Genomic DNA, 15,771 nt, shown 5'->3' with positions numbered 1-15,771 from the left:
AAAGTCCCCTCGACGCGCGCCTTCTGTTGCGCATTTGTCACACCAGATCTCAGACACAACATCGTATCCATTAACGTTTCCCACTTGCATAAATCCCTCCTTGCTTTCCAAAAACAGAATAAGTCAGCGCACTGCGTAACTCTATTACCCAGAAGATCGATCTGAATACGACTACCACTAAATCAGTTAGAAAAAGAGATGCATCGATAACCGATACACCTCTTTTCCACCTACCTTACTGCCAGTTTGCAGCCAGCACAGCATCTAACTGAGTTTGCTGTGCGGCAGTCAGATTCCGCTCGGCCCCTGCATCAATTCCGAAAGACGCCATTTTGTCGACCAGGCTTTGCACTTGGCTATCCAATAGCGTTTTGCCGTCGGCAGTTTTGAACTGATCCACCTGATAGTCATTGGCTGCGTACCAATTGCTCACCAGCACCTTATCGTTGGTATCGATGATACTGACTTCCAGGTCGCTGCCACTGCGACGGAACCAGAGGTCTTCAAGGCTTACATCAGTACCGAATTGCAGCGCATCGGTGCCGCCGCTGACGTCGTAGTTGTTGATAACGTCTCGCCCTGAGCCAATGTTGAACTCGTAAGTGTCACTGCCATCGCCTCCAGCAAGGCTATCGTTGCCAGTGCCGCCGTTGAGTACATCATTGCCTGCGCCGCCGTAGAGGGTGTCGTTACCGGCTTCTCCATACAACCTGTCGTTCCCCTCTTCGCCATATAGCATATCGATCCCTTTGCCGCCGTAGAGGCTGTCCTTGCCAGCGCCACCGGAAACAGTATCGTCGCCGTCGCCAGCGTTGATGACATCGTCACTCGCGTAACCGCGAAGTGTCTGGTCAGATGAGTTTCCAAGCAGTACTTGTGATTTGATGGTCGACTGACTCCATAGGGTGCCATCAGCGAACTGCAGTTGATCGATCTGATATCCGCTGGTTGCGTCCTCAGCGAAGTGATTCATCACGCGCAGATTATCGGTTGTACCGTTAACGCGAATGAGCAGATCACTGCTGTCCCGGGTGATACTGACATCACTGACATTCAGGTCGGCAAGTTTTACGGTATCAAGTTTTCCGACACGGGCTTCATTGGCATAGTAGATCGTGTCCTGGCCAGCGCCTTTGCCAAACAGATATGTATCATCTCCGTCACCACCGTTCAGTTGATCATTACCGGCACCGCCATCCAGAACATCATTGCCATCTCCGCCGTAGAGCGTGTCATTGCTGGCCCCACCTTGCAGCAAGTCGTTACCAGCGTCACCGTTAAGCATGTCAGCACCCGCACCGCCGGACAAAGTATCGTTGCCGCTACCACCGTTCACAGTATCGTCGCCAGCACCGGCGCTGATAACGTCATTGCCAGAGGTACCCGATAACGTTTCATCACTATCCGAGCCTTGAAGTACCTGAGATTTGATTTGCGTCTGGTCCCAGACGCTGCCATCGGCAAAAACGAGACGGTCGATCTGATAACCTCCAGCCGCGTCGCTCTGGAAGTGATAAACCACTCGCAAGCTATCGGTACTGCCTAACACACGGATGATGAGATCATTACCGTCACGGCGCACGCTGACATCGGAAGCATTCAGATCGGTAAGTTTGATCGTGTCCAGCTTGCCTTCGCGATTTTCATAGGCGTAGTAAATCGTGTCTTGCCCGGCGCCCTTACCGAACAGATAAGTGTCGTCACCCTCGCCACCGTCCAGTTGATCGTTGCCAGCGCCGCCGTCCAGGGAGTCGTTACCCACACCACCGCTGAGGCTGTCATTCCCTGCGCCGCCGAGCAACACATCATTGCCCTCGCCACCGTTCAACGTATCGGCTCCGGCATTGCCTGTCAGAGTGTCATTACCAGCAGCGCCATTGATGACGTCATCACCTGCTCCCGCATCGATAACATCGTTGCCGCCGGTGCCCGACAATGTTTCGTCCGCATCGCTACCCTGCAGAACCTGGTTCTTGATGGCGGACTGATCCCAGAAACTTCCATCGGCGAACTGAATGCGATCAATCTGATAGCCATAAGTCGCATCATTGGTGAAGTGGCTCATCACACGGAGGCTGTCAGTACTGCCTAGTACGAGAATGAGTAGGTCACTTCCGTCGCGGCGCACACTGACGTCTACTGCATTAAGTTCAGTAAGCTTCACGGTATCGAGCTTGCCGATACGGCTTTCGTAGGCGTAGTAGACCGTATCCTGACCAGCGCCTCTGGCAAAGAGATAGGTGTCATCACCATCACCGCCATCAAGACGGTCGTTACCGGCACCGCCATCAAGGATGTCGTTACCGAGGCCACCGTTCAGGGTGTCATTGCCCATACCACCTAGCAACAGATCGTCACCGGCCTCGCCATTGAGAGTGTCTGCACCTTTGCTGCCTGACAACGTATCGTCGCCACTGCCACCATTGACGGTATCGTCTCCCGCACCTGCGTCAATACTGTCGCTAATGGCTGTGCCCGCCAACGTCTCGTCGGCATCCGTTCCCTGTAGAACCGCAGATTTGATCGACGCCTGATTCCAGCTATTGCCGTCTGCAAACTGGATTCGATCAACCTGGTAACCATAAGTCGCATCATTGGTGAAGTGAGCTACCACTCGCAGGCTATCGGTGGTACCCAGTACACGAATGAGCAAATCATTACCGTCACGGCGCACACTTACGTCCGCAGCATTCAAGTCGATCAACTTCACCGTATCGAGCTTGTCGGCACGACCTTCGTAGGCGTAGTAAATACTGTCTTGGCCCGAACCTTTACCGAACAGGTAAGTATCGTCACCGTTGCCGCCGTCCAGCATGTCATTACCAGCACCGCCGTCCAGTTGGTCGTTACCGTTACCGCCGTAGAGAGAGTCCTTACCGTCGCCGCCATTCAATACATCGTTGCCATCCTCGCCATTCAACGTGTCGGCACCGCTGCCACCGGAGAGAGTATCGTTGCCGCTTCCCCCATTGACCGAATCGTCGCCCGCTGCCGCATAGATGACGTCATCACTGCCGGTGCCCGACAGCGTTTCGTCAGCCTCAGTACCTTGCAACACCTGCGCCTTGATTGCGGTCTGATCCCAGAAGCCGCCGTCCGCGAACGCAATTCTGTCTATCTGATAGCCAGCTGTTGCATCGCCCATAAAGTGATAAACAACTCGCAGAGTATCGGTCGTGCCAAGAATGCGTATGACCAGGTCATAGCCGTCACGAGCAACACTTACATCAGCAGCATTGAGATCAACCAGTTTGACTTGATCAACCTTGCCCGCACGACTTTCGTTGGCGTAGTAGATGGTGTCCTGACCCGAGCCCTTGCCGAACAGGTAGGTATCGTCACCCGCACCGCCATCGAGACGATCATTGCCGGCACCGCCATCAAGTACGTCATTACCACTGCCGCCTGCGAGGCTGTCATTTCCAGCGCCGCCATTGAGGTAATCATCACCTTCATCGCCATTGAGCGAGTCGGCACCGTCGCCACCCAACAACCGGTCCTGCCCGGCGCCGCCATACAACGTATCGTCATCGGCGCCACCATCGATCAGATCGTCGCTCGCGAAACCCGTCAGAACCTGAGCAGCATCACTGCGTGTTAGCACCTGCGCCTTGATGGCAGACTGATCCCAATTGCTGCCATCGGCAAATTCGATCCGGTCGATCTGATAGCCGGCGGTGGCGTCACTCATGAAGTGATACATCACACGTAGTGTATCGGTCGTGCCGTTGATACGGATTACGAGGTCATAGCCCTCACGCACCACACTGACATCGGCAGCATTGAGGCCAACCAGCTTGACCTGATCAACCTTGCCCGCACGGGTTTCGTTCGCGTAGTAAATGGTGTCCTGGCCCGAGCCCTTGCCGAACAGATAGGTATCATCACCGGCTCCGCCATCCAGACGGTCGTTCCCGGCACCGCCATCAAGCACATCGTTGCCAGCACCGCCGTTGAGGATGTCATTGCCCGCCCCGCCTTGCAGCAGATCGTTACCCTCTTCACCGCTCAACGTATCAGCTCCAGAGCCGCCGATCAGGGTGTCATTGCCAGCAGCGCCGTTTATTGTGTCGTCCCCGCCACCTGCGTCGATCAAGTCATCGGTAGCGTACCCTGCCAGATATTGGTCCGCGTCATTGCCCAGCAAGGCTTGGATCTTGATTGTGTCCTGCCCCCAAATGTTGCCATCGGCAAACTGGATGCGATCAATCTGATAACCGGAAGTGGCATCGCCCATGAAGTGATACATGACCCGCAGCGTATCGGTCGTGCCATTGACCCGAACCACTAGGTCATAGCCATCTCGCGAAACACTGACGTCCGAAACGCCGAGACCGACCAACTGAATCGTATCGACCTTGCCTGCACGGGCTTCATTGACGTAGTAAAGGGTGTCTTGCCCAGATCCTTTACCGAACAGGTAGGTATCGTCACCGGCTCCGCCATCAAGTCGGTCATTACCGGCAGCACCATCGAGCACATCATCACCTGCACCGCCGGTGAGGGTGTCATTACCCGATCCGCCTTGCAGCAAATCGTTACCCTCATCACCGCTCAGGGTATCGGCACCTGCCCCCCCTGCAAGCTTGTCGTTGCCAGCGCCACCCACGATCGTATCGTCCCCGGCACCGCCGTCGATTAGGTCGTCAGTGGCGTAACCCGCCAGATACTGGTCGGCGTCACTGCCTTGCAATACTTGAGACTTGATCGCTTCCTGATCCCAGGCGCTACCGTCGGCAAACTGGATGCGGTCAATCTGATAGCCCGATGTTGCATCACCTGCAAAGTGATAAACCACGCGCAAACTGTCGGTAGTACCGTTGACCCGAATAACCAGATCACTGCCATCTCGTGAAACACTTATATCTGCTGCGCCCAAGCCAACAAGCTGGATCGTATCAACCTTGCCTGCGCGGGTTTCATTGGCATAGTAGATGGTGTCCTGGCCTGATCCTTTGCCAAACAGGTAAGTATCGTCACCCGCACCACCATCCAGACGATCGTTACCAGCCCCACCGTCTAGCAAATCATTGCCTGCGCCACCGTTCAGGATGTCGTTACCCGTTCCGCCATCAAGCACATCGTTGCCCGCGCCACCGTTAAGGGTGTCATTGCCCGATCCGCCTTGCACAAGATCGTCGCCGTCATCACCATTGACGACATCGTCCCCTGAATTACCAAAAAGCTTATCGTTGCCAGCAGCACCGTAAACAGTATCGTCTCCGGCACCGGCCTCGATCAGATCATCAGTGCCGTAACCCTCGAGATACTGGTCAGCATCTGTGCCTTGCAGTGCAAGGGACTTGATGGTTTCCTGCCCCCAGATGTTTCCATCGGCGAACTGGATGCGGTCAATCTGATACCCAGATGTCGCGTCGCTTAGGAAGTGATACACCACTCTCAGGCTGTCGGTAGTGCCGTTGACCCGGAGAACCAAATCATAGCCAGCTCGCGAAATGCTTATATCTCCTGCATTGAGGCCGACCAGTTGGATCGTGTCAACCTTGCCTGTTCGAGCTTCATTGGCATAGTAAATAACGTCCTGACCTGATCCTTTGCCAAAGAGATAGATATCGTCTCCAGCGCCGCCATCCAGACGATCGTTACCAGCCCCACCATCCAGTACGTCGTTCCCGGCACCACCGTTGAGAACATCGTTCCCTGATCCGCCTTGAAGCAAATCGTTACCGTCTTCGCCATTCAACGTATCGGAACCCGTGCCACCAGACAGACTGTCATTTCCGGCAGCACCGTTGAGCGTATCGTCTCCACCGGACCCATCGATCACATCGTCGCTGGCAAAACCGGTTAATGTTTCATCAGCGTTACTGGATTGCAGTACAAGGGCGTTTATCGCTGCAAGACTCAATACGTCGCCGTCGGCAAACTGAATATGATTTATCTGGTAGCCGTAAGTAGAGTCGTTGATAAAGTGATTACTGACTCGAAGAGTGTCGGTCGCTCCTTTAACTCTGATTAACAGATCGCTACTTTCCCGGGTGATCACCACATCACTACTGTTCAGCCCTGTCAGCTTGACGACGTCAACTCTGGTCGAGACAGGGTCATAGGCCAAAACAGTATCCTGGCCCGAACCTTTCCCAAAGACATAGGTGTCATTGCCATAACCGCCATCCAGACGATCATTACCCGCACCGCCCTCTAGTATGTCATCGCCGCCATTACCATAAAGCGTATCGTGCCCCGCCCCACCGGTCAGTGTTTCATTTGCTTCTGTGCCCGTAATGGTCAAAGAGCTCACCGGTACAACTGTGGAGAGATTGGCGTTGAGATCGTCCTTGTTCCAAACGACCCCATCCGCAAACTGTATCTGATCAATGCCATAACCGTAGATCGCGCTGGCGTAGAAGTGCGAGCTGACGCGCAGGGTTTCGTCGCTGTCCTTGATCTGGATAACCAGATCATCCGACTCACGACGTATCACTACGTCAGAAACATTCAGCCCCTCAAGACGAATGACATCCAGCTTGCCGACCGTGGTGTCGTTATAGGCGTAATTACTGATGGTGTCCTGGCCCGAGCCTTTGCGGAACACATAGGTGTCGGAGCCGAAACCACCGTCCAGCGAATCATTGCCGCTGCCTCCATCAAGTAGATCATTGCCGTAGCCGCCACTTAACGTGTCACTGCTTGTGCCGCCCAACAGCGTGTCGTCGCCATCCTCACCATAGAGCGTATCCTTGCCGTCGCCGCCGTCGAGAATGTCATCTCCCTGGCGACCACTAAGCACGTCGTTACCAGACTGCCCGAACAGACTGTCAGCCGAGTCGTAACCCGAAACAGTGTCATCACCTTCAGAGCCCGACAGCATTGCTGACCTGATCTGCGCATTGGTCAGCACCGAACCGTCTGCAAACTGCACCTGATCAATGCCATAGCCATAGTTGGCATAGGGATAGAAGTGCGAGCTGACACGCAAGGTTTCGCCACTGTCCTTGATCTGGATAATCAGGTCATCAGACTCGCGGCGCATCGCCACATCAGACGCATTCAGGCCTTCCAGGCGAATCACATCCAGCTTGCCAACCGTGGTGTCGTTGTAGGAGTAGTTGTTGATGGTGTCCTGGCCCGAGCCTTTGCGAAACACATAAGTGTCGGAACCATAGCCACCGTCCAGCGAATCGTTACCGGCTCCGCCATCAAGGGTGTCGTTACCGTCGCCACCACTAAGGGTGTCTCGGCCATCGCCACCTTTGAGGGTATCGTCACCTTGCAGGCCGTAGAGCAAATCGTTGCCCGACAGACCCAACAGATTATCGGCAGAGTCGTAACCCGAAATGGACTCATCACCTTCGGTGCCAGTCAGCAGCGCCGTCCTGATCTGCGCATTGGTCAGCACTGACCCATCTGCGAACTGCACTTGGTCAATGCCGTAGCCATAGGTCGCATTGGCATAGAAGTGCGAGCCAACACGCAGGGTTTCGCCGCTGTCTTTGATCTGGATAACCAGATCATCCGACTCACGACGCATCACAACATCCGAAGCGTTCAGCCCTTCCAGGCGAATAACATCCAGCTTATCGACTGTGGTGTCGTTGTAGGCGTAGTTGCTAATGGAGTCCTGGCCGGAGCCCTTGCGGAACACATAAGTATCGGAGCCGAAACCACCGTCCAGCGAATCATTGCCGCTGCCGCCATCCAGAAGGTCGTTACCATAGCCGCCACTCAGCGTGTCATAGCCTGAACCGCCCAATAACGTATCGTTGCCTTCCTCACCGTAAAGCGTGTCCTTGCCGTCACCACCATCAAGAACGTCATCGCCTTGGCGACCGTAAAGTATGTCGTTGCCAGACAATCCAAGAAGCCTGTCAGCCGAGTCATAGCCCACGACACTCTCATCGACCTCAGTACCGGTCAGCAATGCTGTCTTGATTTGCGCACTTGTCAGTACCGTGCCATCCGCAAACTGCACCTGATCAATGCCATAGCCGTAGTTGGCATAAGGATAGAAGTGCGAGCCGACTCGCAGGGTTTCACCGCTGTCTTTGATCTGGATAACCAGATCATCCGACTCACGACGCATCACTACGTCAGAAGCATTCAGTCCCTCTAGACGGATTACGTCCAGCTTATCGACGGTAGTGTCGTTGTAGGCGTAGTTGCTGATGATGTCCTGGCCTGAGCCTTTGCGGAACACGTAGGTATCGGAACCATAGCCACCGTCGAGCGAGTCATTACCGTTGCCGCCGTCAAGTAGATCATTACCGTAGCCACCGCTCAGCGTGTCATTGCCTGCTCCACCCTGCAGTGTGTCGTTACCGTCCTCGCCGTAGAGCGTGTCCTTGCCATCACCACCATCAAGAAAATCGTCGCCCTGACGACCATAAAGTATGTCGTTACCAGACAATCCAAGAAGCCTGTCAGCCGAGTCGTAACCTACTACGCTCTCATCGACCTCGGTGCCGGTCAGCAATGCCGTCTTGATCTGCGCATTAGTGAGTATCGAGCCATCTGCAAACTGCACCTGATCGATGCCATAGCCATAAATAACGCTGGCAGAGAAATGCGAAGTGACGCGAAGTGTTTCGTCAGTGCCTTTAATCTGGATAACCAGATCATCGGACTCACGCCGCATCAAAATATCCGAAGCGTTCAGGCCTTCCAGATGAATAACATCCAGCTTATCAACTGTTGTGTCGTTATAGGCGTAGTTGCTGATAGTGTCTTGGCCCGCGCCCCTGCGGAACACGTAAGTGTCTGAGCCGAAACCACCATCCAGTGCGTCATTGCCGCTACCGCCGTCCAGAATGTCGTTGCCATAACCGCCATTCAGCGTGTCATTACCTGCACCGCCCAGCAGCGTATCGTTGCCCTCTTCTCCATTGAGAGTGTCCTTGCCTCGACCACCCTCAAGCAGGTCGTTGCCAGTTCGGCCACTGAGGATGTCGTTACCGTCTCCGCCGGACACGCGGTCATCGCTCGCGTAGCCTGTGATGCTGTCGTCGCTCTCTGCGCCTATCAGCAATGCCGCTGTGATCTGCGCTTGGTCCCAAACGATGCCATTGGCGAACTGCAACTGATTGATCGCATATCCATAGCTCTGGTCTGCGTAGAAGTGCGAATTGACCCTTAGCGTTTCGCCCGTCTGATTGATCTGAATAACCAGGTCGTCAGACTCGCGTTGAATACTGACATCCTCTGAGGTCAGCCCCTCAAGCCGAATAACATCGAGTTTGTCGACAGTGGTGTCGTTGTAGGCATAGTTACTGATGGTATCTCGGCCATAGCCCTTGCCGAACACATACGTGTCGGAGCCTTTTCCGCCATCGAGCGTATCGTTACCGGCTCCTCCGTCAAGAACATCATTGCCTATACCGCCACTAAGTGAATCGTTTCCTGCACCGCCGAGGAGCGTATCGTTTCCGTCCTCACCATTGAGTGTGTCCTTACCATCGCCCCCGTCGAGCACGTCATCGCCGCCGCGACCGCTGAGAATGTCATTACCGACCAGACCTGACAGTTTATCGCCGCTGGCATACCCCGTGATGCTGTCGTCACTTTCAGTACCGATCAACAAGGCAGCCGTAATCTGCGCCTCGTCCCAAAGGGTGCCATCGGCAAATTGCAGCTGGTTGATTGCATAACCGTAGGACTGATCCACGGTAAAATGCGAACTGATACGCAGCGTCTCGCCCGTCTGACGAATCTGAATAAGCAAGTCATCGGATTCACGACGAATACTCACATCGCTGGTATTCAGTCCCTCCAGACGAACGACGTCCAGCTTGTGGGCTGTGAGGTCGTTATAGGAGTAGTTGCTGATGGTGTCCTGCCCAGAACCCTTTCGGTAAATATAAGTATCCGAGCCCTTGCCACCCTCCAACGAATCATTACCAGCACCTCCATCGAGGGTATCGTTGCCCGCGCCACCGTTCAGGGTATCGTTGCCGAGACCACCGAGCAGGGTGTCAGCACCGTCCTCACCGTTGAGCGTATCGCGGCCTTCACCACCACTGAGCAGATCATCGCCAGCACGACCATTGAGTACATCGTCACCCTCAAGCCCTGCCAGCTCATCGGCAGTGGCATAACCGATAATACTGTCGCTGCCTTCCGTGCCTATCAAAAGCGCCGAAGTGATTTTGGCCTGGTCCCAGACAGTACCGTCAGCAAACTGCAACTGATTGATTGCATAACCATACGTTTGATCAACTGCGAAATGTGAGCTGACCCGCAGGGTTTCGCCCGTCTGACGAATCTGAATGACAAGGTCATCGGACTCGCGACGGATACTGACGTCTTCAGCGGTCAACCCTTCCAGGCGCACCACATCAAGCTTGTTCGGAGTACTTTCGTTGTAAGCATAGTTGTAGACGATGTCCTGCCCCGAACCCTTACGGAAGATATAAGTGTCCGAGCCTATACCGCCCTCAAGCGAATCGTTGCCCGTGCCACCGTCGAGGGTGTCGTTACCTTCGCCACCGGAGAGAGTGTCATTGCCTGCTCCGCCCAATAGGAAATCATCGCCAGCCTCTCCGTTGAGACTGTCCTTGCCGTCTCCACCATCTAGCAGATCATTGCCATTGCGGCCGTTGAGTGTGTCATTGCCCGCGAGACCCGAGAGCGTGTCGGCCGTGTCGTAGCCTGTAATAGTGTCGTTGCCGTCTGTACCATCAAGAAGCGCAGCAGTGATATGTGCGCGATCCCAGATGGTGCCATCGGCAAACTTCAATTGATCAATGGCATAACTCCAACTGCCGGAGTCGGATGCGAAATGCGAACGGATTCGTAGGGACTCGCCAGTCTGACGAACCTGCACAATCAGGTCATCGGACTCTCGACGCAAACTGACATCTTCACTGTTCAGGCCGTCGAGCCGGACGACGTCGAGTTTGTTAGCGGTTATATCGTTGTAACTGGAGTTATCGATTGCGTCGGAGCCAGCCCCCTTAGCAAAGATATAAGTGTCCGACCCCTTGCCGCCTTCCAGCGTGTCGTTTCCGGTGCCGCCATCCAGGACATCATCACCGTTACCACCCGCCAGGCTGTCGTTGTCGGCCCCCCCGAGCAGCGTATCTGCACCGTCATCGCCATATAAAGTGTCGCGCCCCGCACCTCCGCGAAGAGTGTCGTTGCCAAGACCGCCAGAAAGTGTGTCATTGCCGACCAAACCTTCAAGGATATCGTCAGTGTCGTAACCGGTGAGCGTGTCATTGAACTCGCCGCCCGTTAGCAACGAAGCCTTGATCTGATCTACACCCCAGACAGTACCGTCAGCAAACTGCAGTTGATCGATGGCGTAGTTGTAATAAGTGCTGGAAGGAGAGAAGTGCGAGGAAACACGCAGGGTATCGCCGGTTTCTTTGATCTGGATAATCAGGTCGCTGTATTCCCGACGCAGGCTTATGTCGCTCAGGTTAAGCCCTTCAAGACGAATGACGTCTTGCTTTCCAACCGTGCCCTCGTTATAGACGCCGTTGCTGATGGTGTCCTGGCCAGAGCCCTTACGAAAAACGTACGTATCGGAGCCGTAACCACCGTCAAGGCTATCGTTGCCCGAACCACCATCCAGCACGTCATCGCCATAGCCGCCATTGAGCGAATCATTACCTGCGCGCCCCAGCAATGTGTCATTGCCATCCTCACCGTATAAAGTGTCCGCGCCATTGCCGCCGTCGAGCACATCATCGCCTGCACGGCCGCTGAGCGAATCATTTCCATCCAGGCCAGACAGGCTGTCTGCGGAGGCATAACCAGTAAGAGTGTCGGCCTCCTCCGATGGCTGAACAACGGCAGCCTTGATCTGAGCGCCACCCCATACAGAGCCGTCAGCGAACCTCAGTTGATCAACCGCATAGGCAGTGACGCCATCCTGACTAAAATGCGAGCGCACGGTCAGGGTATCGCCTGTCGCCTTGATTTGAATGACAAGATCGTCACTGGAACGATAAAAGCGCAGATCGGCCGAATTCAAGCCATCCAGTTGGATAGCATCAACCTTATCGGTAGCTGTTTCGCCGTAAGAGTTGTTGTTGATGCTGTCCTGACCATATCCTTTTGCAAAGCGGTAAATGTCAGAGCCACGACCACCATCAAGCGTATCGTTGCCGGTGCCGCCATCAAGGATGTCGTTACCATCAGCGCCGTAGAGAATATCGCTACCGGCGTTGCCCGCCAGCAAATCGTTCCCTTCCTCGCCATACAGATAGTCTGAGCCGGAACCACCGCTCAAAGTGTCTTGGCCAGTACCGCCATACAAGGTGTCGCTGCCTTCGTCACCATTTACAACATCGTTGCCGGCAAGACCACTGAGGACGTCGTCCCCCATACCACCGACGATACGGTCGTCGGACGCATAACCGGTAAGGGCATCATTACCATCAGTGAAGGTAAAGGCCGCCATGCTCTTGATTTGTTCAACGTTCCAGTGAGTACCGTCAGCGAACCTAATCTGCTCTACGGTATAGGGAGTATCGCCGTCATTCTGGAAGTAGCCGGAAATCGTTACCTTGTCCGTGGAGTGTTTGAGTGACAAGACCAGATCATTGTATGAACGGGTAACAACGATATCGACCGGAAGAATATCCGCCGCGAACTCGATAGCATCTGTCTTTCCAGCACTCGAATCGTAGTTATTGATCGAGTCCTGACCCCAGCCACGGTTGAAGCGATAGACGTCAGAACCCTCTCCGCCTATAAGGTAATCATTGCCAGTACCGCCCTCTAGCAGATCGTTACCTGAATCGCCGTATAGAGTGTCGTTGCCTGCATCGCCTAGCAGTGTGTCATTGCCATCGCCACCCGTCAGGTAGTCCCCGCCTTCTCCACCAGACAACTGGTCAGCGCCAACGCCGCCATAAAGGCTGTCATTACCGTCCTCACCGAACAGAGCATCATTTCCAGCCTCACCCGAAAGACTGTCAGCACCGGCTCCACCCTTAAGGATGTCGTCGGAGGCATAACCCCAAACATTGTCATTGCCATCTGTCGTGAGAATGGATAAGGCTTTGATCTGATCCAGATTCCATGTCGTGCCATCGGCAAAACGGATTTGCTCCAACGCATAAGGAGTAATACCGTCATTTTGGAAATAGCCAGCAACCGTAATTTTGTCAGTCGAATTTTTAAGCGACAGGATCAGTTCAGAGTTAGAACGGGTAACAGTGATATCGGCTGGGAGAATATCCGGCGCGAACTCGATAGCATCGGTCTTTTCTGCGCTTGAGTCGTAATTGCTGATCGAGTCCTGACCCCATCCACGGCTGAAGCGGTAGACATCAGAGCCATCGCCACCCGTGAGGTAATCGTTTCCAGCGCCGCCATCTAATTCATCGTTACCGGAATCGCCGTACAGAGTATCGTTGTCTGCATTGCCTAGCAGAGTGTCATTGCCCTCGCCACCGGCCAAGTAGTCATTTCCAGCTTCGCCCAGCAAGGTGTCATCACCAGCCTCACCCGAAAGACGGTCATCGCCCAAGCTACCGCTTAGAATGTCATCGGTCGCATAACCCCAGACGTTATCATTGCCCTCTGTGGTGATTAAGGCCATGGTTTTGAGCTGATTGAGAGTCCAGGTAGTACCGTCGGCGAAGTGGATGTTCTCTAAGGCGTATGGAGTAATGCCATCATTTTGAAAATAGTTGGAGACCGTGATTTTGTCAGTGCTACTTTTCAGCAACAGAACCAGATCATAACCTGAACGGGCAACAGTAATATCAGTCGGAAGAATATCTGCCGCGAACTCAATAGTATCAGTCTTATCCGAACTGACATCATAATTATTGATTGAATCCTGCCCCCAACCACGGGAAAAACGATAAATATCAGAACTTTCACCTGCATTGAGGTAATCGTTACCAGAACCTCCATCTAAGGAGTCACTACCCCCACCGCCATACAAGCTATCGCCACCTCCAAACCCCATTAAATATGAGCCAGAAGAAGAGTTGGAATACAAACTATCTGCGCCCGAAGTACCAATATTAGAGCTCAATCCGGCCAGACCTATTAACAAACCAAAGTCGCCATCACCTCCACCAACTTGCCGAACTGACGCCAATACTCTCGCTCCGTACTCACCAATATCCTTGAGAGATTTAAAATAAACAGAAATCTCCTCCAAGGAAATGTCACCACGATCGTAATCAGCTCGCAAAGACTGTACTATAGCTGAAGAATCAACAACATAATCTCCCGAGTTCGGCGCTACAAGAGCCTGCCCCGTATATTTGGAATAGTGAGTTTGTAACGAAAGCAAAGAGTAATAATAATCACTAATCATACCAAATGCATTACCGAGTTCTATTGAAGCTGCCGGACCGGGATCTCTAAGTCCACCGTTAGTTCCCGAACCTTGGATAAAACCCTCACCAACAAAAGCTTCAACAGCAAAAATCTTCCTCGCATCGAGAGCATACCCCCCTCGATCATCTGCAGAGTATCTGTCACTCCCTGTCCACGCCAATATGATTTGATCGACAATATCTTTTCTTATAGAGAAATTTTTTTCAGAGGAAAACCTCTCAACTAAACCTTTCAAGTTACCAGACACATCCTTCATCATAGCTTGATGAAGATCATCCACGTTACCGAAGCCAATCAAATCAGGAAGTACACTTACATCATGTGTCACATCCAAATAATTACGCGCTTCAGTATCTGCCTTATCTTGTTGAAACCAAACATCGGTCATTGCGCCAACTACGCCATCCGCTCTTACAAAACTTCCTAGCTGGCGATGCTGGTTGCCGTTTTCATCTACGTAAGCGTCATCCCTAAACTGAAGACTCAAAGAGCTGATACCAGCTTCGGCAAGAGATATTAATTCTCCATCATTCACAATAGCATCTGCACTCTTATCCTTCCAAACTTTAAGTTTGGAAAAACCCTCATCTTTGCCGTCAACGACTCCATCATTATTACTATCAAATTCAGCAAGCGCCTCAAATCCGTTTTTTACTACAGCACCATCTAAAATGTAATTACTACCAAAAAGCTCCCCTCCATCATCTATAGCGTTGTTATTATTCCTGTCGTAAACAAGCAAAGCATCCTCTTGAGAGACCCACCCCGTAAGCTCAGAAAAACCATTTCCATCATGATCAAAGTGGACGTCACTATCTAGCCCTACCGTCTTAACACCATCCCCATTTAAATCCAGTATGATAGGCGAAACAGTCTCACCGGCCTCTCCGAATTTCTTCTTAAGCTTTTCTTTAAACTCAAGCGTCTCACCGTAAATCTTCTCCAACATTTTTATTATAAAGCCGGGTGTGAGAAGAGGATCTTCATTAGGAACAGGATCAGTGGGCTTAAGCCCCTCTAAATTATTATGCTGCTCGTAAATTTTCCTTAATCGTTCCAACTCAGCAGAAGTTCCCGGATCGGCAGGATAAGGTAAATCGCCTAGATTGGCTGGTGTATGACTCCACCACCCACCGGTAGACGGATCATACTGCCACCCACCGATATTATTAGGATCAATATAATACCCGGTAGCAGGAACATGAAAGAAAGCACCTGCACCTACAAACTTCGCCTGACCAACACCATTAAAAAAAGATCCAACAGCCATTTTCTGCCCACGAGACAAAGCCATAACACTCACCTCACAAAAATTATAATTAATGCAACCAAAGAAATCACAACACAAACCCCAACGACAGAAACGAGGTAAAGATAATTACTACGCTCTCCCTCAAACCTCCCAAAGGTGATAACAAACAAAAATATAAATCCAATCCGGTAACAGATTTTATTAAAAAAGTAATCAATAATTATGTCCATCCCCCCTCCAATATTGTTATAGAG

At 52.7% G+C, this 15,771-nt stretch carries 1 protein-coding gene; it reads right to left on the bottom strand.

Features of this window, described 5'->3' with window-relative positions:
* Positions 1 to 235: 235 nt before the first annotated feature.
* Positions 236 to 15,559, bottom strand: a complete 15,324-nt coding sequence (locus FFH21_RS04160; protein ID WP_011167723.1) for a calcium-binding protein — start codon at positions 15,557 to 15,559, stop codon at positions 236 to 238.
* Positions 15,560 to 15,771: the final 212 nt, after the last annotated feature.

This window comes from Pseudomonas sp. KBS0707 (genome assembly GCF_005937945.2).
Taxonomy (GTDB): domain Bacteria; phylum Pseudomonadota; class Gammaproteobacteria; order Pseudomonadales; family Pseudomonadaceae; genus Aquipseudomonas; species Aquipseudomonas amygdali.
The sequence above is the reverse complement of the archived record's forward strand: the minus strand, read 5'-3'. Positions and strand labels throughout refer to the sequence as shown.